Here is a 20,831-nt window from a genome sequence, read left to right on the forward strand (position 1 = left end):
AAGGAGTGTGAGTATTTATGTGGAGTATGGGAATTTCACTGCTGTCTCTGGCTCGTTTTCAATTTGCCATGACAACAGTCTTTCACTTCTTTTTCGTACCGCTTTCTATCGGCCTCGGTTTTTTAGTTGCTATTATGGAAACAATTTATGCGGTTAAAAAAGATGAAACTTATAAAAAAATGGCTCAATTTTGGGGCAAAATTTTTCTTTTAAGTTTTGCTGTTGGTATCGTTACTGGTCTGATCCAGGAATTTCAATTCGGAATGAACTGGTCTAACTATTCTCGGTTTATGGGTGATATTTTCGGAGCACCTTTGGCTATTGAAGCATTATTAGCCTTCTTCTTAGAGTCAACCTTTATTGGTGTTTGGATGTTTACCTGGGATCGTTTTAAACCAGGCATTCATGCATTGTTTATTTGGTTAACTGCTATTGGAACAATGTTATCAGCAATTTGGATTTTGGCAGCTAACAGTTTCATGCAGCATCCGACAGGTTTTGTCATTAATTCACAGACTCATCGGGCACAAATGAGCAGTTTTGCTGAATTAGTCGGTAATCCGCAACTCTGGAAAGTTTTCCCACATTTAATTTTGGGTGCCTTTTGTGCAGCTGCATTTGTTGTAGCCGGAATGAGTGCTTGGGCGTTATGGCGTAAACAAAAAGATGGCACTTTCTTTCAAAAATCCTTACGGTTTGGTCTATGGGTTGGTCTAGTAGCATCTGTCGGCGTAATTTTAGCTGGAGATTTACAAACCCAAGAAATAATTAAAGACCAACCAATGAAATTTGCCGCTACTGAAGGCGAATACGATGATACCGGATCCCCGGCTTCTTGGAAAATTGTAGCGACTTTTGATACTAAAAATCATAAAACGACCCACGAAGTCTCAGTTCCTTATGTACTAAGTTTGCTTACTTATCATAAACCTAGTGGCTCTGTAAAGGGCATGAATACTATTAATAAAGAACTTAAACAAAAGTTCAGCAATAATCAAAGTAAAAGCATTCGCAACATTAAAGATTACTATGTGCCGGTCAATACTCTGTTTTGGAGCTTTAGATTCATGACTGGTTTTGGGGGATTAATGTTGTTGGTATCTATTCTTGGATTAATTTGGACTCGGCCTAAGAAAAACACCATTACTAACAAGCGCTGGTTCTTGTATGTCTTGGGATTAATGATCTGGGTTCCATTCTTAGCTAATACTTTTGGCTGGTTTATTACTGAATTTGGACGCTATCCATGGATTGTTTACGGACTTTACACGATTGCTGATGCGGTTTCACCATCAACAACTGTTGGCCAATTAATCTTTAGTAATATTGTTTACTTCTTATTATTTACCATTTTAGGGGGCGTGATGATTTATTATTCACGGCGGACCTTACATCATGGATTAGATGCAATTGCCGGCCCAAGTGCTACTGCTGGTTCTCATCTGGGGTCTGATCCATTTGCAAAGGAGGCTTTTAACTAATGAGTGCCTTACAATTTATTTGGTTTGTTTTAATTTGTGTTCTGTTTGTTGGCTTCTTCTTTCTCGAAGGCTTTGACTTTGGTGTGGGGATGGCTAGTGGTATCATCGCTCGAACTGATGAAGAAAAGCAAACCATGCTTGATATTATCGGCCCGCACTGGGTTGTTAATGAAACTTGGCTGGTAACTGCGGGTGGAGCTATGTTTGCTTCTTTTCCAATGTGGTATGCCAGTTTATTCTCCGGTTACTATATTATGTTTTTCTTGGTCTTAGTCGGCTTAATCATTCGGGGCGTATCATTTGAATTTGCCAACCATGCTGAAACTGCTCGTGGTCGCCATCTTTGGTACAATACCTTTGTAATCGGCAGTTTATTAGCTCCTTTAATTTTGTGTATGATTTTCTTTAGCATGATTCAAGGAGTTCCTATTAATGCTCATGGTGATTTGAGTTTAGGCTTCTTTGATATTGTCAATTGGTTATCATTAGTCGGCGGTATTGCTGGAGTGCTAATGTCCTTAATTCATGGTTTGAATTATGTCCGTTTAACTACCACTGGGATTCTCAGAGAACGTGCTGAAAATCTAAACCGCTTCTTGTATCCAATTTTATTTGTCGGTGAAGTTGTCTTTGCTTTATTAGTTTTCTTCCAAACCGATTTCTTCCAAAACAAATTAGTATCCAGCACCATAATTACTTTACTGATTGTTGTTATGTCGCTTTTAGGCGCTTGGGGAGTTTACAAACATCACGAGGCTTGGAGTTTAGCTGGTAGTGGATTGTCATTGGCTTTTGTGGTTATTTTAATTTTTAATGGTTTATTCCCACGAGTTATGATAGCTACTAATCCTGCCCATAATATTCTGATCAAAGATGCTTCTTCATCACCAACCGCTCTAAAAGTCATGACGATTGTAGTTTGTATCCTACTGCCAATTGTTTTAATTTACTTTATTTGGTCATACATTATTTTTGCTAAAAGAACTCCTTCAACAAAGAAAGCTATAGGTTAAACAATGATCGATAAGCGTCTATTTCAATTACCAGGAATTAAATCACTATTTCCAATGCTTGCAGGACTAACGGTCTTGCAAGCATTTATGATTTTATTACAAGCCAAATTTTTAGCTACAGCATTAGTCATTTCTTGGCAGCGGCAAAGCTTAAGCCACATCATTCAACCAACAATTTTTTTCATAATGGCCTTTTTAATGCGCCACTTTTTGACGTGGGTGAAAGATGCTATTTTGGATAAATATGCCACACAAACTACTGAAAACATCCGAGCAGACTTACTGGATAAGATCTATACCACCGGTCCGCAAATGATTGCTCAAACTGGCTCGGGTAACATAGTAACCAATGCTTTAGATGGAATGGATGAGATTAATAATTATTTCAATTTAATTCTTTCTAAATTTATGAACATGATGATCATTCCTTGGATCATTCTCATCTACATTTTTTTCAAAGATGTCACTTCCGGAATTGTTTTAGTTCTAGTATTTCCGATTATTATCTTATTTATGATTATCTTGGGCTATGCTGCTAGAGACAAGGCTAACTCACAATATGCTGAATATATTGTGTTATCCAATCATTTTTTAGACGCTTTACGCGGCTTGACGACTTTAAAGATGTTGGGCTTAAGTAAGGAATATGCTCATAATATTTATACTGTGAGTGAACAATACCGAAAAAAAACTTTAAGCACTTTAAGAATTGCTATTTTATCAACGTTTGCTTTAGACTGGTTTACAACTTTATCGATTGCTATTTTAGCAGTATTTTTAGGCTTAGCTTTAATGAAGGGGGATATGCCTTTATATCCGGCTATGGTGACATTAATTTTGGCTCCGGAATACTTTTTACCCTTACGTAATTTTGCCAATGATTTTCATGCTACCTTAAATGGTAAGAATGCCTTCAATGCCACTATGGAAATCTTGGCTTTGCCGACCACCAAGCAAAAGGAACTCTTAACTGATTTTACTTGGCGTCAGGACAGTACTTTACAGTTAAGTCAAATTAATTTTCAATATGAAGGGCAAAAGCAGCCTAATGATCTGCGTAATATTAGTATTGATATTCAAGGTTACCAAAAAATTGCTATTGTCGGGCAATCAGGTGCTGGTAAATCTACCTTATTAGATATAATTAGCGGCTTTCTCATTCCTCAAAGCGGTGAAGTGATTCTCAATGGACAAAAATTGCCGCATCTAGGACAAAATAATTGGCAGACACAATTTACCTATTTACCGCAAAAGCCTTATTTATTCAGTGATACCATTGCCAATAATATTCGTTTTTACTCGCCAACGGCCTCCAACGAGGCTGTCATTCAAGCGGTTCAACAAGCGGGTTTAACTGAATTTATCCGTTCTCTGCCGCAAGGGCTGGAAACTAAAGTAGGTCAAGGAGGCCGCGGTATTTCCGGTGGACAAGCGCAAAGAATTATGTTAGCCCGGTCTTTTTTAGCGAGTGAGCGGCATGTTTTACTTTTTGATGAACCTACTGCTCATTTAGACATTGAAACTGAATATGCTTTAAAACAAACTATGTTACCTTTGTTTGATGATCATTTGGTTATTTTCGCCACTCATCGTTTACACTGGTTACAACAAATGGATTATATTTTAGTCATGGAACATGGACAAATCGTTGAACAAGGACCTGTTGAGCAACTATTGCAAGAACAAGCGGGACCATTTTATGAATTAAGTGCCCATATGCGAGGTGATCAATAATGTGGCGTCATGATACGTGGGTTAAACCTTATCTAAAACAATATAAATTTTTATTAGCAACCGTTCTTATTCTAGGTGTCTTAACCACTTTTTGTGGTGGTGCACTGATGTTCACCTCTGGATATACGATTGATAAATCGGCCACTCATCCCTATAATATTTTAATGATTTATCCAGCCATTTTGATGACTCGGGCTTTTGGTATTGGCCGTCCTGTTTTCAAATATGTTGAACGGCTTAAAAGTCACAATTGGGTTTTACGGGTGACTTCGCAACTACGTACTCGTCTTTATCAAACTGTCGAACAAGATGCTGCTTTTTTTAATGAGAAATATCAAACCGGCAACATTCTGGGATTATTGTCCGAAGATATCGCTCATTTACAAAATCTTTATTTACGAACCGTGTTCCCAACGGTTGTCGGCATTTTACTTTGTTTAATTATGGTCATTGGCATTGGCTACTTTGATGTATGGTTCGGCTTACTAATATTATTATTGTTGGCAATTGAAGTTTTAGTTGCCCCTTTAGTCTCAGTAGCAATTGAGGCGGCACGCAGACAAAAGCAAAAAAATCTTAAAAATCAACTTTACATTAGCTTGACGGATAATATTCTGGGAGCCAATGACTGGATTTTATCTGGTCGCAAAAATGACTTTAAACAAGCAACACAACAAACAGTTGCCCAATTAAATACTTCCAAAAATTTTAGTAAACATTTTCGCTGGCAACGGGATTTTTATTTACAAGCGGTCTTAGGAATTATTTTTATTTTATTATTAGTTTTTACTAACATTTGCTTTACCACGAGTGCTGAACGGGCGAATTATGTTGCTTCATTTGTTTTAGCTCTGGCTCCAGTAGGAGAGACTATCATTCCAATCAGTCAAGGTTTCGAAGAATATCCTACTTATAAAGACTCAGTTATTCGTTTGAATCAATTACATCCTACTCCCATGAAATTACCGCCACAACGACACTTGCAACCACAAGATTTTACTACCTTACAATTAAAACATTTACAGTTTGAATATAATGCTGATGCACCCATTCTTATTAAAGATTTTCAACAAACTATTCATCGTGGTGAAAAATTAGCCTTAATTGGCCCCAGTGGTACCGGTAAAACTACTTTATTACAGCTCATTAATGGCGATTTGGCTCCGCAACAAGGCCAAGTGCTCCTAAATGACATCAACGTTCTGGCTTTACAAGAAGAACGTCAAAAATTATTTGCCTTTTTAAATCAACAGCCTTTTTTATTTAATACTTCTATTATCAATAATGTTCGACTTGGTAATGAAAATAAAACCGATGATCAAGTTAAGGCCGCTATTCAAGCAGTTAAAATGCAAGATTTAATTGCTGCTTTACCCAAAGGATATGATACTTCAGTACAAGAAGCCGGTCGGCGCTTTTCTGGGGGCGAACAGCAGCGTTTAGCCTTAGCCCGCATCCTGCTGCAGGATGCGCCGATTGTGCTCTTAGATGAGCCGACAGTGGGATTAGATCCCATTACCGAAAATGATTTACTTCAAACCATTTTTCAGGTTTTAGCTGACAAAACTATTATTTGGGTAACGCACCATTTACAGGGGATTAAAAATGTTGATCGTGTAATTTTTTTGAATCAAGGACAAATCGAAATGCAGGGTCAACCACAGGAGCTTTATCGTACCAACGAACACTTTCGAGAATTATATAAAATGGATCAAGGCTTTAAACTTAATTAGTTTAAAAATAATTTTTTAGTAATAAATCCTCTAAAAAAGACACTCTTAGGTGTCTTTTTTTATGAAATAGTTAAATTACTAGTGAATAAATATCTTATTTTCTCCCTAAATGTAAGGCTGCTGCGCCCCAAGTTAACTGAGTATAATTACAATGTTGAAAGCCTACTTTCTGCAGCAACTGCAATAATTGGGGTGCAGACAAAAAAGATTGCGTAGTAGTTTGTAAATATTGGTAGTCACGATAATTGCCCCCGCAAATTTGAGCCAGCCGTGGAAAAATTTTTAAATAAAGCTGCCAAAAGATTTTAATAACAGCTGTTGACGGCTGAGACATCTCTAAACAAGCAAATTGACCCCCCGGTTTTAAAACCCGATAACTTTCTCGTAAGACCCGCTCGGCGTCGGGAACATTCCGTAAACCAAAGCCTATGGTTATAACATCGAAACTCTGTTCAGTAAAAGGTAAACTCATCACATCAGCATATTGTAATTTTACGGGAACGTTTACGGCCGCTTGTTGTATTTTCTGCTGAGCAATATTTAACATTTCCTGATTAAAATCTAAACCAACCACAAGTCCCTTAGGCCCAAGCTGCTGTGCTGCTTGAATAGTTAAATCACCCGTGCCGCAACATAAATCCAAACAATGAAAATCGTCCCGAACAGATAATCGTCGCCATAATTTTTGACGCCAGGTTTTTTGTAAACCTAAACTAATAACATTATTTAAGGAATCATATTGGGGAGCAATTCTAGAAAATAGTTGTTGTACTTCTTTTTCGGAATGTTGATTTGTTTTAACCATAGCTTGCGCCTAGTTTCTTTCTAAGATTAAGGTTTTAAAAATTCCAAGAATCAGCTGTGCTGTTGTTTATTGTTGTCGCTTTAATAATCTTTGTGTCAGCTCCTGCAGATAAGAGCGGGCCGGAATATCCGGTAATTGCTTAATTAATGCTAAGGCCTTGGAGCTGTATTTATAAGCCAAATTTTGCGCTTGTTGTACTCCACCGGCTGCAATTACCATCTGAATTACCTGCTGGACTTGTTCATTATTTAACTGTGGATGTAATTCTAAAAAGCGTTTTACTTCGTAAGAAGAATTTAAGGCATAGATTAAAGGCAAAGTATAAATACCATTTTTTAAATCTTCTGATTGTGGTTTGCCCATTTTGGTTGAACCCAAATAATCCAAAACGTCATCTTGAATCTGAAAAGCCATCCCTAAATTATGCCCTATAAAGCGGGCCTTATGCACAATATGTTCATCTGCCTGAGCCAGAATTGCTCCTAGTTGCGCACTCAATTCAATTAATTGCGCTGTTTTGCCCGAAATTTCTCGTAAATACATTTTCACGCTTGCTTGTAAATTATGATTAATTTGTAGTTGGTCCAATTCTCCCTGCAGAATTTTTTTAATACTTAAGGCATTAAATACCACATCGTTTAAATTATTGGCCACTTTACTAATTAATTCAAAATATACTGTTAATAAATAATCACCGGCATAGATAGCATTGCGGTCACCTAAGCGAACTTGAATTGTAGGAACGTTGCGGCGCAAATTAGAACCATCAATAACATCATCATGGATCAAAGTAGCTAAGTGTAACACTTCCATGGCTGCGGCAGCATGTAATTTTTGAGTTAAATTATTATAAGAACCAAACTGATTAAACAATAATAAACAAGCCGGACGAATCATTTTACCGCCACTAGTAACTTGTTGCCGAATTAATCCCGATAGTGGTTCTTTTAAAGGTTTAATTTGCTGCAAAATAATCTCTTGAACCTGTTCTAATTGCTCATTTAACTCAGGAATATTGACCCACAGAGAATTAATCATTGCTACACCTTTTCTTTTAATATTATAATTATAGTATATCAAAAACAGAAACGAGGATTGAAACAATTTTGACACTCTCAGTTTTTTTAGAACTAGTAGAAATTAAAGCCAAAACCGCCAGCATTTTCCCTTTTTTGTTAGGGACTTTTTATGCGCTTTATCATTTTCAGCAATTAAATTTGCTTAATTCCTGTTTATTTTTTATTGCCATGCTGCTCTTTAACATGTCCGTTGATATTAATGACAATTATTGGGATTATAAAAATGCCACAGGACAGGAAAAATTTCGTCAACAAACGAACGTTATTGGTGTTAATCATTTAGATATCAATAAAGTTGGTTGGCTGGGTTTGAGTATGGCCGTAGTAGCCGCTTTAATCGGTATTTATTTAGTGAGTCGCGTAGGTTGGATTCTCTTATTTTTAGGAATTTTTTGTTTTGCAGTAGGATTTTTATACGCTGGGGGACCTTTTCCTTTGGATTCATTGCCTTTAGGAGAATTCTTTTCCGGATTTACGATGGGTTTTGTTATTTTCTTAATTGCAGTTTATATTAATGTAGTACCCACAGTTATTTTTAACTGGCAATTTGTGACTCCGATTTTTATTGCTTCTGGTCTTTCACAATGCGCCATTGGCTCCTTATTATTAGCTAATAATATTTGTGATTATCAAGAAGATATTGACTTAGGACGTCATACTATTGTCCGCTTTTTAGGAGTTTCGAATAGTCTGTGGTTCTATGCCGCTTTATTAATATTAGGTTATGGACTTTTACTTATTTCTATGTTTTTGCATATTTTACCGTGGGCAATGCTTTTAACCTTCTTAGTCATACCCTTGATCTATCAAAATACTAAAAAATTCTTTCAGGTTCATATTAAAAAACAAACCTTTCCTTTGGCTGTGAAAAATCTTTTTATTATTACCCTTACACAAGTCATTAGTCTGGCTATCGGCTTAATATTTCGGTGATAACGCTGTCGCAATCGCATCTAAACTATCATATTTAGTAATAAAATCTGCCGTCAGCTTTACTTTTTGGGTCTCATAGGGTTGAGCGCAAACTAATTGAAATGCTTGGCGGCCTAGTTCGGATAAATGGTAATCAATAGTTGGTAAATTTGCCAAAAAACTTGATATTTCATGGCCTTGGCCAATAATTCCCGGCAAAGATTTTTGATGATCTAAATAATATTGTCGAACCGCAATCGCATTACTATCGCTATTGGTAAAGATATATTGCGTTTGCGGATTGACTTTTTTTACGGCTTGATAAGCACTAGAAGCATCCCTAATATTAGTTAAAATAAAATCTTGTGCTAATTCTTGCTGATAAACTTTTTGATAAGCAGCCAAGGTTAAACGCGTAGTTGCACTAGCTTGAGCATTACGATAAAACATGCAAGTTATGGATTGGATTTTTTGTGCGTGCAGCCATTGAAACATTTGGACAAATACCGCTAAACGATCAGTAAAAACAGCCGCTAAAGATAATTGTTCCGGATCTTCACAACATACAATGGGACCATATTTATTATAGGCAGCTAATTTTTTCAGCGGTAATCCATGTGAAGTAATGATTAGGCCTTCGTATTCCTTGCGACGCAGTTGTTCTAAATAATAAAGCTCTTTTTTTTCGTCATAGTTAGAAGGCAACAGCATAATAGAATAATCAGTTGAAAAAGCCGCTTCCATAATGCCTTCCAGAATTTTAGAAAAATATGGGTTCTTTATTTGTGGCAAAATGACTCCGATTTTATGAGTTCGGCCGTTACTTAAATCTCGAGCAATCGCATTAGGAACGTAGTCCATTTCTTGCATAACCGTTTTAATTTTTTTAGTAGCTTTCGAAGATACGTATCCGGTATGATTTAATACGCGAGAAATAGTAGTGATGGAATAGCCACTACGGCGAGCTACATCACGAATCGTCGGCATATAAAAATTACCTCACTTTTAATGAATCAATATTTTTCAGACAAGTACAAACCTCGACAAAGTTGCAACTCCCCAGATTTTATCCCAGCTAATTTTTAGTCTTTAATTAATGGTTCAGTTAATTGATAAGTATCTCGAGCAATCATTAATTCTTCATTTGTCGGGACTACAAAAACTTTAATCGGTGAATCAGAAGTACTAATCTCAGCTTCTTGGCCTTTAACTTGATTTTTTTGCGGATCAATTTTGACACCTAAATGTTGTAGTTGCTCACAAACAGCCTGTCGCACCGGCTGATCGTTTTCGCCCACACCGGCAGTAAATACCAATGCATCTGGTTTATCGTCCAATAAAGCTAAATAAGAACCCACATACTTCACAATTCGGTTAACAAACATTTCCTGTGCTAATTGTGCTTGCTGATTACCTTGAGCTGCTGCTTCATCAATGTCGCGTTTGTCATTAGAGACTCCCGAAACCCCTAATAAGCCCGATTTTTTATTCAAAATAGTGATCATATCCGAAATATCATGTAAGTGCTCTTTTTCCATAATATAGGGCATAATCGAGGGATCAATATCTCCAGAACGCGTTCCCATCATTATGCCGGCTAGAGGAGTAAATCCCATCGAAGTATCTACCGGCTTCCCATGGGCAATCGCTGAAATTGAGGCTCCACTGCCCAGATGCAAAGTGATAAGGTTCAAATCTGCCAATGGACGCTGTAACAGTTCGGCAGTTCTGCTGGCAACATAACGGTGACTGGTACCGTGAGCACCATATTTACGGACACCATATTTACTATAGTATTTAGTTTCGATGGGATAAAGATAGTTAACTGGCTGTAAACTAGTAAAAAATGAGGTATCAAAGACAGCAACTTGCGTTGCGTGAGGTAATAATTGAGCAAAAACGTTCACATAATAGGCCTCAATATTATTATGCAAGGGAGCTAATTCCGAAAGATTTCTAATTTGCAATAAAACTTCTGCTGTAATTACAGTAGACTTTTTAAAGACCTCTCCACCAGAAACAATCCGGTGCCCGACACCTTTAATATCTTCCAGACGCTGTACTATATTAAGGCTTTTGAGCCGGGTTAAAATTAAGGTTGCCGCTTTTTCTTTAGTTGTAATTGGTTCTTGACACTTGAAAGTCTTCCCATTATCATATTCTGCTTTAAATATCGCATCCTCTTTTCCTAGTCGATCAATTAGCCCTTTAGCAATTCTTGTTTCTGAAGGCATGTCATAGATCTGCCATTTTAAACTGGAACTACCTGCATTAATCGCCATTATATACATACAATCCACCTCTTTCATTTATATATTCAAATTATACGCTAGCGTAATCGCTCACACAAAATTATTTCTTGAGAAATTTTGAACTTGTTTAAAAGCTGAAAAAGAATCATTAAGTGCTGAAAAATAACAGTATATTGGTTTTCAGAAGTTAAGATTAAGCTTATAATATAAGTAGATTACATAGTGAAGAAGGAAGGATCAATTTATGGCTCATATTGTAATTTTAGGTGCTGGTTATGGTGGTTTAGGTATTGCCAGAAAATTAGCGAAGTTAGCTCCTGAGGGAACTATTATTGATTTAATCGATCGCAATAAAAAACATGTGGAATCCATTCAACTTTATCGCGTTGCTGCGGGCACTGCGCAACCTGATGATATCAGTTTTGACATTCAAGCGGTTATTCCCGAAAGCGTTCACTTTATTCAAGCTAACGTTAAAAAAGTAGATTATGAAAACAAAAAAGTCGAATTTACCGATCACGCTGATATTTCTTATGATTATGTTGTTTTGGCACTTGGATTTCGTTCAGAAAACTTCGGTATGGAAGGGGCTAATGAATATTCTTATAAATTACAAGATATTCCGACCGCTCAAAAAATTTACCAAGTTATTAATTCTAACATGCGGGACTATAAACAATCCCAGGATCCTAATGACTTAAATATCGCTGTTTGTGGAGCAGGTTTTACAGGGATTGAATTATTAGGTGAATTGATTGATACGGCTAAAGTTTTAAAGGCAAAATATAATGTTCCGGAAATCAATATTACCAGTATTGAAATGGCTCCCCAAATCCTACCAATGTTTGATTCACAATTAGCGCAATATGCTGTTAATTTCTTGAAGAAAAATGGTATTAAGATTTTAACCGGAGCTAAAATTAAAAAGATTGAACAAAATGCCGTAGTCTATACCAAAGGCGATAGTGACGAAGAACAACGAGTATACGCTAATTCCATTATCTGGACCGTAGGTGTCAGCGGTAGTGACGTTATTAAGGACTCCGGCTTTGATGTCAAAAGAAACCGGATTACTGTTACTGATTATCTCAATATTCAAGATCATCCCGAGATTTATGTTGTTGGTGATGATTCTGCTTCAATTGATCCTAAATCAGGACGTCCACTGCCAACTACAGGTCAGTTAGCTTTAGCACAAGCTCGTGTAGCAGCAGTAAATATTGTCGCTGCTTTGAATAATGCTCCACAAAAGAAATTTAATTATAATTCCGCTGGAACCGTTGCCTCCCTAGGCCCACATCATGGTATTGCCGAAATGACTAAGCCGCATATTAAGTTAACGGGACATGTTGCTTCTTTAGCAAAGAACTCTTCTTTTGAAGTGGTTTTATATGAATGTGCAGGTATTAAGGGACTGAAAAAACCGAATTAAATTAATTTGTTCTTTAAATTTAATTTATGTCAAAAGATTGGAACTCAATTCAATCTTTTTTTATTATTTAAAATTAATTAATCTCACTAATTTGAGCATTGATTAATAGATAGGGGTGATCATAATGAAAATTATTATAGTTGAAAACGCAGCGGTTGGTAGTCACAAAGCTTACAATTTGCTCGTCCAAGGCTTACAAACACAAGCACGGGTTTTAGGCTTGGCTACTGGTAGTACTCCTATTTTACTTTATCAAGAAATGGCTCAAAGCAAACTCGATTTTTCCCATATCACCACAATTAATCTGGATGAATATCTTGGATTAGGACCTAATAATCCTCAAAGTTATCACTATTTTATGAAGCAACATTTATTTCAGTTTAAATCTTTTTCTAAAAACTATCTGCCTAATGGCTTGGCCCCTGATATTAATCAGGAGCTCCAGCGTTATGATCAGGTGATAGCTGATCACCCCATTGCTATTCAAATCTTAGGTATTGGTCAAAATGGTCACATTGGTTTTAATGAACCGGGAACTTCCTTTCATAGTCAGACTCATTGTGTTACTTTATCGTCATCTACCAGAGATGCTAACGCGCGCTTTTTTCCCAATAAGCAAGCCGTTCCGCAAAAAGCGATTTCCATGGGCCTCTTTTCGATTATGCAAAGCCAACGTATCATTTTAATGGCTTGGGGAAAAGACAAAGCAGAAGCTGTCTCACAAATGATTAATGGACCCGTAACTGAGAAATGTCCGGCTAGTATTTTACAAAAACATCCTCATACAACCGTTATTCTGGATTCAGCTGCTGCTGCCAAATTAAATTAATATTTCCCGGGGAATAAAAAAGCAACGACTTGAAAGTCATTGCTTTTTCTTATATTGTTTTATTGCTAACTTATTTAGAAACAGTTTTGGCAATACGCCCACGTTGAATATAAACCATTAAAATACTGATATCAGCAGGATTAACTCCAGAAATTCGTTCCGCTTGTGCAATGGTAGTAGGATTGATTTTTTTTAATTTTTGCAAGGCTTCAGTAGCTAAGCCATGAACATCATCATAATCAATATTATCAGGAATTTTTTTAGCTTCTAATTTTTTTAAATGTGCAATTTGAGCCTCTTCTTTTTTAATATAACCTGCATATTTAATTGAAATTTCTACCTGCTCACATACTTGTTCGGATAAGGTAGGATTAGAATCCAGAAATTGCAGCACATCCGTATAATGAATTTGCGGTCGTTTTAATAAATCAGCGGCCAAAATACCGTCTTTTAAAGGCGGCATTTGTTTTTGCTGCAAAAAATCATTAATCTGTTGATTGGGTTTAATTCTAGTGACTGATAAACGTTGTATTTCTGCAGTAATTTGCTGCTTTTTTTGTTGCAATCGCTGAAAGCGTTCGTCACTAATTAAGCCTAATTCATGTCCCTTGGCTGTAAGACGTAAATCAGCATTATCATGGCGTAAAATCAAACGATACTCAGCACGGCTGGTTAAAAGACGATATGGTTCATTGGTACCCTTCGTAACCAAATCATCAATCATTACTCCAATATAAGCCTCATTGCGCTTTAAAATAAAGGGCGCCTTTTTTTGTACTCTTAAAGCCGCATTGATTCCGGCAATAATACCTTGCCCTGCAGCTTCTTCATAACCGGAAGTACCATTCATTTGACCAGCTGTATATAAATTCTTAATTATTTTAGTTTCTAAGGTCTGCTTCAATTGCCACGGTTCGACAACATCATATTCAATAGCATAACCGGGTCGCATCATTTGAGCATGTTCTAGTCCTGCTACTGAATGCAACATTTGTTGTTGAATTTCTTCAGGCATAGAAGTAGAAAAATCTCCCACATAATACTCTTTAGTATCTTTACCTTCAGGCTCAATAAATAACTGGTGGCGGGGTTTATCAGCAAAACGAACCACCTTATCTTCAATCGAAGGACAATAACGGGGACCTACGCCTTTAATAACCCCAGAAAACATCGGCGCCCGATTTAGGTTATCCCGAATAATTTGATGGGTTTTAGCATTAGTATAAGTCATCCAACAAGGAATCTGCTGTTTCAAATAATCTTGGGGTGCGGTTTCATAAGAGAAAGAACGCGGTGTGGTGTCTCCCGGTTGTTCCTGCATTTGTGAGAAATCAAGCGAATCTTTATTAACTCTAGGCGGAGTCCCGGTTTTAAAACGCTGCAACTTAAAACCTTGTTGTTCTAAATCTTCCGATAATTTAATTGACGGTAAAGAATTGTTCGGTCCCGAAGAATACATTAACTCACCAATAATAATTTTACCGCGAGAAGAAGTCCCCGCAGTTAAAACTACTGCTTGAGCATGATATCTGGCACCTGTATTAGTAATAATTCCATAGCATTGGCCGTTTTTAACAATTAGCTTTTCGGCCAAACCTTGGCGTAAAGTTAAATTGGGTTCGTCTTCCAGGGTTTCTTTCATTACACGATGGTACTCATTTTTATCGGCTTGGGCCCGTAAAGCACGGACAGCTGGGCCTTTGCCGGTATTCAGCATTCTCATTTGAATATAAGTCGCATCGATATTGCGCCCCATTTGGCCGCCTAAAGCGTCAATTTCACGAACGACGATTCCTTTTGCGGGCCCACCAATCGAAGGATTGCAAGGCATAAAGGCTACCATATCTAAATTGATCGTTAATAATAATGTTTTTTCACCCATCCGGGCAGCCGCTAAAGCTGCTTCACAGCCAGCATGTCCTGCGCCGACAACAATAACATCATAATGTTCTTGTACATCATATTCCTGCATTACAACAATCCTTTCATCACACTATTTTCCTAAGCAAAACTGACTAAAGAGTTCTGTTATTAACTCATCCGGTGCACTTTCTCCAGTAATTTCTCCTAAGAGGTTCCAACAATTAGTCATATCAATCTGCACCAAATCAATGGGCATTTGTTGTTGAATTCCGGTTTGTACATCGGTTAATGCTTGTTGCGCCTGCTTTAATAATCCCAACTGACGTGCATTAGTTACCACTGCAGTATTGGTACTTGTCGGCACTCCGGCAAAAAATAACTGTTCAATTTGCTGCTCAATTTGATCAATTCCTTGTTGTCCCAGTGCCGAAATAGCAATCGGTTGTTCTTTATTAATTTCACCAGTTAATTGCTGACGAGATAGGACTTGAGGCAAGTCCATTTTATTGATAATAATAATTCGTTTTTTATTTTGTGTTAATTGGAGTAATTTTAAATCTTGGTCATCTAAGTGTCGACTACCGTCTAAAAGCATTAATACCAAATCTGCATTGTCCAAAGCTTGCAGACTACGATCGACCCCTAATTGTTCTACCTTATCTTCGGTAGCATGAATACCAGCTGTATCGACTAATTGTAAGGGAATACCGTTAATATTAGCCATCTGTTCAATGACATCACGTGTAGTTCCGGCCACATCAGTAACGATCGCGCGCTGCTGATGGGACAAAGCATTTAATAAACTGGATTTGCCCACATTAGGTTTACCAATAATAGCGGTTTTCAGTCCATGGTTTAAGATCTGACCTTCACTGGCAGTTTTAATTAAATCAGTAATTTTTTGTGATATTTGCTGCGCTTTTTCTTGCAGCAGGTTAATGGTCATTTGCTCTGTATCGTACTCAGGATAATCGATATTTACTTCCACTTGGGCTAAAACTTCTAAAATTTGCTGGCGCAAATTCCGAATTAAATGGGCTAAAGAACCATCTAATTGATTAAGTGCTTGTTGTCTGGCCTTGTCGGTTTTCGCGCGAATAATATCCATTACTGATTCTGCCTGAGTTAAATCAATTCGCCCATTTAAAAAGGCACGCTTCGTAAATTCTCCCGGTTCTGCCAAACGAGCACCATTACTCAAAAGTGTTTGTAAAACGGAATTAGTAGCCATAATACCGCCATGAGTATTAATTTCTACGATATCTTCACGAGTAAAAGTTTTAGGAGCCAGCATCACTGAAACCATAACTTCATCAATATCCTGCTGAGTTTGCGGATCAATTACATGAGCATAATTGATCGTATGCGATGCCACTTTAGTAAGATCAATATTTCGTGTCACTTTGTTAGCAATAGCGACCGCCTGATCACCGGAAAGCCGCACTATTGAAATAGCGCCTTCACCAATTGGTGTAGAAATGGCGGCAATTGTATCAAACTCGGTAATTTCTGCCATTTTAACCTCCTCAAACACAAAAAAAGTGCTATTAATCTATCCCTCTGGTCTAGATAAAAAGCACTTTGACTACTTTTTAATAACTAATTAGATAATATAACTTTTTATACTTATTTTGTCAAAGTAAATGCTAGGCTTGTGCTTCTTGCCCACGTAAATTCCAAGTTAAAGCAAAAATAGCTGCCGCTAATAAAGCGGCTATAAAAATAGTTATAAAGCCTACCGACCAACCGAAATGATCCACAATCATTCCCATAAGTGCATTGGCGGCTACAGAGCCGAAAAGATAACCAAATAAACCTGTCAAACCCGCAGCAGTACCGGCAGCTTTTTTCGGAACAGAATCTAAAGCTTGTAAACCAATTAACATAACAGGACCATAGATTAAAAAGCCAATCATAATTAAGGCAATATTTATCATGAGCTGATTTTGAGCTTGCCAATAAAAAATAACAAAGAGACTCACCAAAATCATAAAGGTGAAGCCTGCAGGGCCTCGCCGACCATGAAAAATCTTATCCGAAACCCAGCCCGCAAAGATGGTTCCGGGAATACCAGCGATTTCGTATAAAAAATAAGAACTGCTGGAATTTGTTAAAGTTAGATGTTTGACTTCCGTCAGATACGTCGGCGCCCAATTTTCTACGCCATAACGGACAAAATACACAAAAATATTAGCAAAAGCAATCAGCCAGACCCATTTATTATTTAATACATATTGAAACAAAATCTCTTTGGTTGTCATTTCTTTTTCGTACAGCTTATGCTCCTGGTTCGGAAAATCATTATGGTAAACCTCAATGGGCGGCAAGCCCATAGCTTCAGGAGTATCACGAATTAATAAATAAGCCAACAGAGCGATTACTATGCCTATTATTGCCGGCAGCACAAAGGCTCCGGTAAAAGCCTGTAAATGTGGAAAACAAGCACTCATCCAAATGATGCCGCCAGTAGCTAATGGTGCCATCAAGGCTCCACCGACATTATGCGCAACATTCCAAACTGAGGTCCAACCTCCACGTTCACTAATGGAAAACCAGTGCGTTAAAATACGCCCGGAAGGCGGCCAGCCCATACCTTCAAACCAACCAATCAAAAACAGTAAAACCGCCATTATATTTAAAGATTGTGTCAAAACTGGAATCAAACCCAAACAAAGATTAACCAGCGCTGTTAAGATCAACCCTAATGGTAAAAAGATCCGCGCATTGCTGCGATCTGAGACAGTCCCCATGATAAACTTGCTAAAACCATACGCAATAGACACCGCTGAAAAAGCCCATCCTAATTGGGATTTAGTAAATCCTGCCTGAACCAACTGCGGCAGCGCAATAGTAAAATTATTTCGCAATAAATAATAGCCGGCATATCCAATAAAAATTCCTAGAAATACTTGCCAACGTAGCCGTTGATAAGTACTTTTAATTTGTGCTTGATGAACTTGACTCTGTGATTGTGGTGGTTTAAGAAAATTCATAAAAAACCCTCTTTTTTATGGTCAACGTTTTCATTATCAACTTTCCCCGCTCAGGTGTCAATTAATTACCGCTGCTGCAGTCAATAACGTATTTTAGAACAGAAAAAGTATGCTGCAAAAAGCATACTTTTTTAATTATTATTGCTGGACGGGACGAATAACTACATATCTAGCAGTACCTTTGCCTTGCGTGCGGACATTAACTTGCTTATTAGCGGCTAGGTTTTCATAAATAATCTTTCGTTCCAAAGCCGGCATCGGATCTAGATAGGCCGGTTTTTGAGTAGCTGCCACCTGCTCGGCCTTAAAAGTAGAGAGAGCCAGTAAGGCCTTTTGCCGCCGCTGACGATAGTCGCCGCAATCTAATAAAATCGGCTGTTGGCGAAAATCTAAGTAATAAGCATATTCTTGGATAATGGTTTGTAAAGCATTAATATTCTTACCATGTTTGCCAATCGCCTGTGCTTGATTTTCCGGGGCCGTTTGCAACTCAAATTTTAAACTATCAGTATTTTTAATGAGGGTTGCCGTTTGCAGATAATCAATAGTTGCGACAATTTGATTGAGATAAGCTTGAATTCGGGCGATTTGTTCACTAGTACTTTGAGATACATCAACTAAAGTTTTCACATTTTCCAGTGGTTTAATATCAACAAGAGCTGGTCTTTTGCCTATTCCTAAAAAGCCTTTGCGCCCTTCACTAATGACATCAACTGAAACTTGCTCACGCTGTAGGTTTAGTTGGCGCATACCACTTTCAATGGCATTTTGAATCGTATTTCCTTGAAATTGTGTCATAAATAATCATGACTCCTATAAAGTTAGTCTAACGTTTTTTAAAGGCGCGTTTTTTCGCTTTGCGTAAAGCCTTCTGCCGCTGCTTTTCCCGTTGTAATTTTTCCTGCTGCTGCTTTTTATACTTAAAAGGATTTTGCAAAAGTAAAGTTTGCAAAACTTGAAAAGCGTTAGATACTACCCAATAAACCGAAATTGCCGAAGAAATTGTAATTGCCGGAATTAAAATCATAATTGGCATTATCCACATCATTACTTTCGTTGCTTGTGGTTGCTCAGGCTGCGACAAATTAGCAATCCAAGTACTCAAAAAGGTAAAAATGGCCGCTAAAATCGGTAAAATATAAATTGGATCAGGCTTACCTAGCTCCATCCACAGAAAATGACCATTTCTTAATTCGGTTGTGCGGTAAATAGCCTGATACAAAGCCCACATAACCGGCAACTGAATTAACAAAGGCAGACAACCTGCAATCGGATTAATACCGGCTTCCGCGTATAATTTCTTAGTTTCAGCCTGCAGCTTTTGCTGAGTTTCCATATCTTTAGCTGAATACTTTTCCTGCAGGGCTTTCATTTGCGGCTGCACCTGCATTTGTTTATTCATACTGCGAATTTGCCACCAATTTATCGGTAATAAAATAATTCTTACAATGATGGTAAAAAGTACAATGGCCCAACCGTAGCTATTCTTAACTAAGCTGGCCAACCATAAAATAAAACGTGAAAATTGGTATAAAACATAATGATTCCAAAATCCCGGACTATTTTTGGTAATAGGCTCATTAATATTGGAACAACCGCTAATAACTACAACCACTACCAAAAATAACGCAGCCAATAACAGAAGATGCTTTTTTTTCTTCGACATAATTAATTTTCCTTTAAGTAGATTCTGATAATATTTTACCTAATTTTAGAAGATGTAACAGATTTTTTTTCGTTTCCGCCATATTTAATTGCGTTGCCGGTTTACGAGCAATAATTAAAAAATCAATTTCCGCAGGCAGCTGTGGTTTTATTTCCAGCAAAGCCTGACGTATATAACGTTTCATTTGATTACGTTGCACGGCCGTGTGGGCTATTTTTTTACCCACAGAAATGCCTACCCGAAAATGTTTCTGGTGTGATTTAGGCATTTGATATAAGACAAAGGCTTTATTAGCCACGGATTGATGATAATCAAAAACCGCCTGAAATTCGGCCTCTTTTTTGATACGATAACTTTTTCTCATAACTAATCCTTTAATTTTGGTTCTGCCAATAAAAAAACCACTGAATAATTTTTCAGTGGCTTAAGCAGATAAAACCTTGCGACCCTTTTTACGACGTCGTGCTAAAACTTTACGACCATTACTGGTACTCATGCGCTTCATAAAGCCATGTACTCGCTCACGATGACGTTTCTTAGGTTGGTAAGTTCTCTTGGTAGTCATGTTTTTCACACCTCCATAACTTCTTCAAGCGTATTGTCACTGTACTAGTCTAAGATAATCACCATGATAGTTTATCACAAATATTGATTAAAGCAAAGATAATTTGTTAATCTTTCTATAGCCTCAGTTATCCACCTGTTGAAAAAGCGGTGAATAACTTTTTTATTAGGTTTAATCAAAAAATTTTGCACAAAGATAAAAACTCTTTCTCCACAAATCTACAAGTTGTTAACAGCTTTTCCACAATTGTCGAAAACCCATTTATTTTGTTATCACAGAACAGTTTAGAGCGTATAATCAGTTGTGGAAAGCTTGTAAAATCAGATCTTTTCCACAGGAAATTTAAACAATATTTATTATCCAAGTGGATAACGGGAAAAGTTATTAAAAATAATCCAACTGTGGAAAACTTTTTTAAATCATGCTAGAATATCACAGTTAATCAGTTTATATTTCTCGGGGGAGGAAAAGATC

At 37.3% G+C, this 20,831-nt stretch carries 18 protein-coding genes; 7 read left to right on the forward strand and 11 right to left on the reverse strand.

Annotated features, from left to right (window positions below; genetic code table 11):
* The first annotated feature begins 17 nt into the window (after window positions 1–17).
* Genes JG29_RS07805 through cydC form a run of 4 tightly spaced genes read left to right on the forward strand, consistent with a single transcriptional unit; the run spans window position 18 to window position 5,961 of the window.
* On the forward strand, window positions 18–1,481 hold the full coding sequence (locus JG29_RS07805) for a cytochrome ubiquinol oxidase subunit I (RefSeq protein WP_045923385.1): 1,464 nt from the start codon (window positions 18–20) through the stop codon (window positions 1,479–1,481).
* Window positions 1,481–2,494 (forward strand): cytochrome d ubiquinol oxidase subunit II, encoded by a 1,014-nt coding sequence (cydB, locus tag JG29_RS07810; protein ID WP_045923386.1) that lies wholly within the window; start codon window positions 1,481–1,483, stop codon window positions 2,492–2,494. Before JG29_RS07805 ends, cydB begins: the two co-directional genes overlap by 1 nt.
* Window positions 2,495–2,497: 3 nt before the next feature.
* Window positions 2,498–4,228: a thiol reductant ABC exporter subunit CydD gene (gene cydD / locus JG29_RS07815; RefSeq protein WP_045923387.1), complete on the forward strand. Its 1,731-nt coding sequence runs from the start codon at window positions 2,498–2,500 to the stop codon at window positions 4,226–4,228.
* Window positions 4,228–5,961, forward strand: coding sequence for a thiol reductant ABC exporter subunit CydC (gene cydC, locus JG29_RS07820; protein WP_045923388.1), 1,734 nt, complete (start codon window positions 4,228–4,230; stop codon window positions 5,959–5,961). Before cydD ends, cydC begins: the two co-directional genes overlap by 1 nt.
* 94 nt (window positions 5,962–6,055) lie before the next feature.
* On the opposite strand, the gene ubiE is transcribed toward cydC, so the two are convergent.
* The gene (gene ubiE, locus JG29_RS07825; RefSeq protein WP_045923389.1) at window positions 6,056–6,766 is read right to left on the reverse strand and encodes a bifunctional demethylmenaquinone methyltransferase/2-methoxy-6-polyprenyl-1,4-benzoquinol methylase UbiE; all 711 of its coding nucleotides are present in this window, start codon (window positions 6,764–6,766) and stop codon (window positions 6,056–6,058) included.
* A 66-nt stretch (window positions 6,767–6,832) separates the two neighbouring features.
* Window positions 6,833–7,804: a polyprenyl synthetase family protein gene (locus tag JG29_RS07830; RefSeq protein ID WP_045923390.1), complete on the reverse strand. Its 972-nt coding sequence runs from the start codon at window positions 7,802–7,804 to the stop codon at window positions 6,833–6,835.
* A 68-nt stretch (window positions 7,805–7,872) separates the two neighbouring features.
* Between JG29_RS07830 and JG29_RS07835 the strand changes: the two genes are divergently transcribed.
* Entirely contained in the window at window positions 7,873–8,778 is a 906-nt protein-coding gene (locus JG29_RS07835; RefSeq protein WP_045923391.1) for a 1,4-dihydroxy-2-naphthoate polyprenyltransferase, read from the forward strand.
* Here the strand turns inward: JG29_RS07835 and JG29_RS07840 are convergent.
* Window positions 8,764–9,744, reverse strand: coding sequence for a LacI family DNA-binding transcriptional regulator (locus tag JG29_RS07840; protein WP_045923392.1), 981 nt, complete (start codon window positions 9,742–9,744; stop codon window positions 8,764–8,766). The genes JG29_RS07835 and JG29_RS07840 overlap by 15 nt on opposite strands.
* A gap of 95 nt (window positions 9,745–9,839) precedes the next feature.
* Window positions 9,840–11,048: an acetate/propionate family kinase gene (locus JG29_RS07845; RefSeq protein ID WP_045923393.1), complete on the reverse strand. Its 1,209-nt coding sequence runs from the start codon at window positions 11,046–11,048 to the stop codon at window positions 9,840–9,842.
* A gap of 205 nt (window positions 11,049–11,253) precedes the next feature.
* On the opposite strand from JG29_RS07845, the gene JG29_RS07850 reads away from it, so the two are divergent.
* On the forward strand, window positions 11,254–12,441 hold the full coding sequence (locus JG29_RS07850; protein WP_045923394.1) for an NAD(P)/FAD-dependent oxidoreductase: 1,188 nt from the start codon (window positions 11,254–11,256) through the stop codon (window positions 12,439–12,441).
* Window positions 12,442–12,565: 124 nt separating this feature from the next.
* Window positions 12,566–13,270, forward strand: a complete 705-nt coding sequence (nagB, locus tag JG29_RS07855) for a glucosamine-6-phosphate deaminase (protein ID WP_045923395.1) — start codon at window positions 12,566–12,568, stop codon at window positions 13,268–13,270.
* A 70-nt stretch (window positions 13,271–13,340) separates the two neighbouring features.
* Here the strand turns inward: nagB and mnmG are convergent, their stop codons facing one another.
* The 7 genes from mnmG to rpmH all read right to left on the reverse strand — a co-directional run bounded on the left by mnmG (window position 13,341) and on the right by rpmH (window position 20,357).
* Complete coding sequence (gene mnmG / locus JG29_RS07860) at window positions 13,341–15,242, reverse strand: tRNA uridine-5-carboxymethylaminomethyl(34) synthesis enzyme MnmG (protein WP_045923396.1); 1,902 nt, start codon at window positions 15,240–15,242, stop codon at window positions 13,341–13,343.
* A 21-nt stretch (window positions 15,243–15,263) separates the two neighbouring features.
* Window positions 15,264–16,649 carry a tRNA uridine-5-carboxymethylaminomethyl(34) synthesis GTPase MnmE gene (gene mnmE, locus JG29_RS07865; RefSeq protein ID WP_045923397.1) on the reverse strand — a complete coding sequence of 462 codons (1,386 nt, stop codon included), beginning with the start codon at window positions 16,647–16,649 and terminating at the stop codon, window positions 15,264–15,266.
* A 130-nt stretch (window positions 16,650–16,779) separates the two neighbouring features.
* Window positions 16,780–18,126, reverse strand: a complete 1,347-nt coding sequence (pgtP, locus tag JG29_RS07870) for a phosphoglycerate transporter protein PgtP (protein WP_045923398.1) — start codon at window positions 18,124–18,126, stop codon at window positions 16,780–16,782.
* 138 nt (window positions 18,127–18,264) lie between these two features.
* On the reverse strand, window positions 18,265–18,924 hold the full coding sequence (gene jag, locus JG29_RS07875; protein WP_045923399.1) for an RNA-binding cell elongation regulator Jag/EloR: 660 nt from the start codon (window positions 18,922–18,924) through the stop codon (window positions 18,265–18,267).
* A gap of 28 nt (window positions 18,925–18,952) precedes the next feature.
* A complete protein-coding gene (gene yidC, locus JG29_RS07880; protein ID WP_045923400.1) occupies window positions 18,953–19,792 on the reverse strand; it encodes a membrane protein insertase YidC in 840 nt (279 codons plus the stop codon).
* Between the two features lie 13 nt (window positions 19,793–19,805).
* Entirely contained in the window at window positions 19,806–20,156 is a 351-nt protein-coding gene (gene rnpA / locus JG29_RS07885) for a ribonuclease P protein component (RefSeq protein WP_045923401.1), read from the reverse strand.
* Between the two features lie 60 nt (window positions 20,157–20,216).
* Window positions 20,217–20,357, reverse strand: a complete 141-nt coding sequence (rpmH, locus tag JG29_RS07890; RefSeq protein ID WP_025085419.1) for a 50S ribosomal protein L34 — start codon at window positions 20,355–20,357, stop codon at window positions 20,217–20,219.
* Window positions 20,358–20,831: the final 474 nt, after the last annotated feature.

The sequence above is a fragment of the Bombilactobacillus mellis genome (assembly GCF_000967245.1).
Lineage (GTDB): Bacteria > Bacillota > Bacilli > Lactobacillales > Lactobacillaceae > Bombilactobacillus > Bombilactobacillus mellis.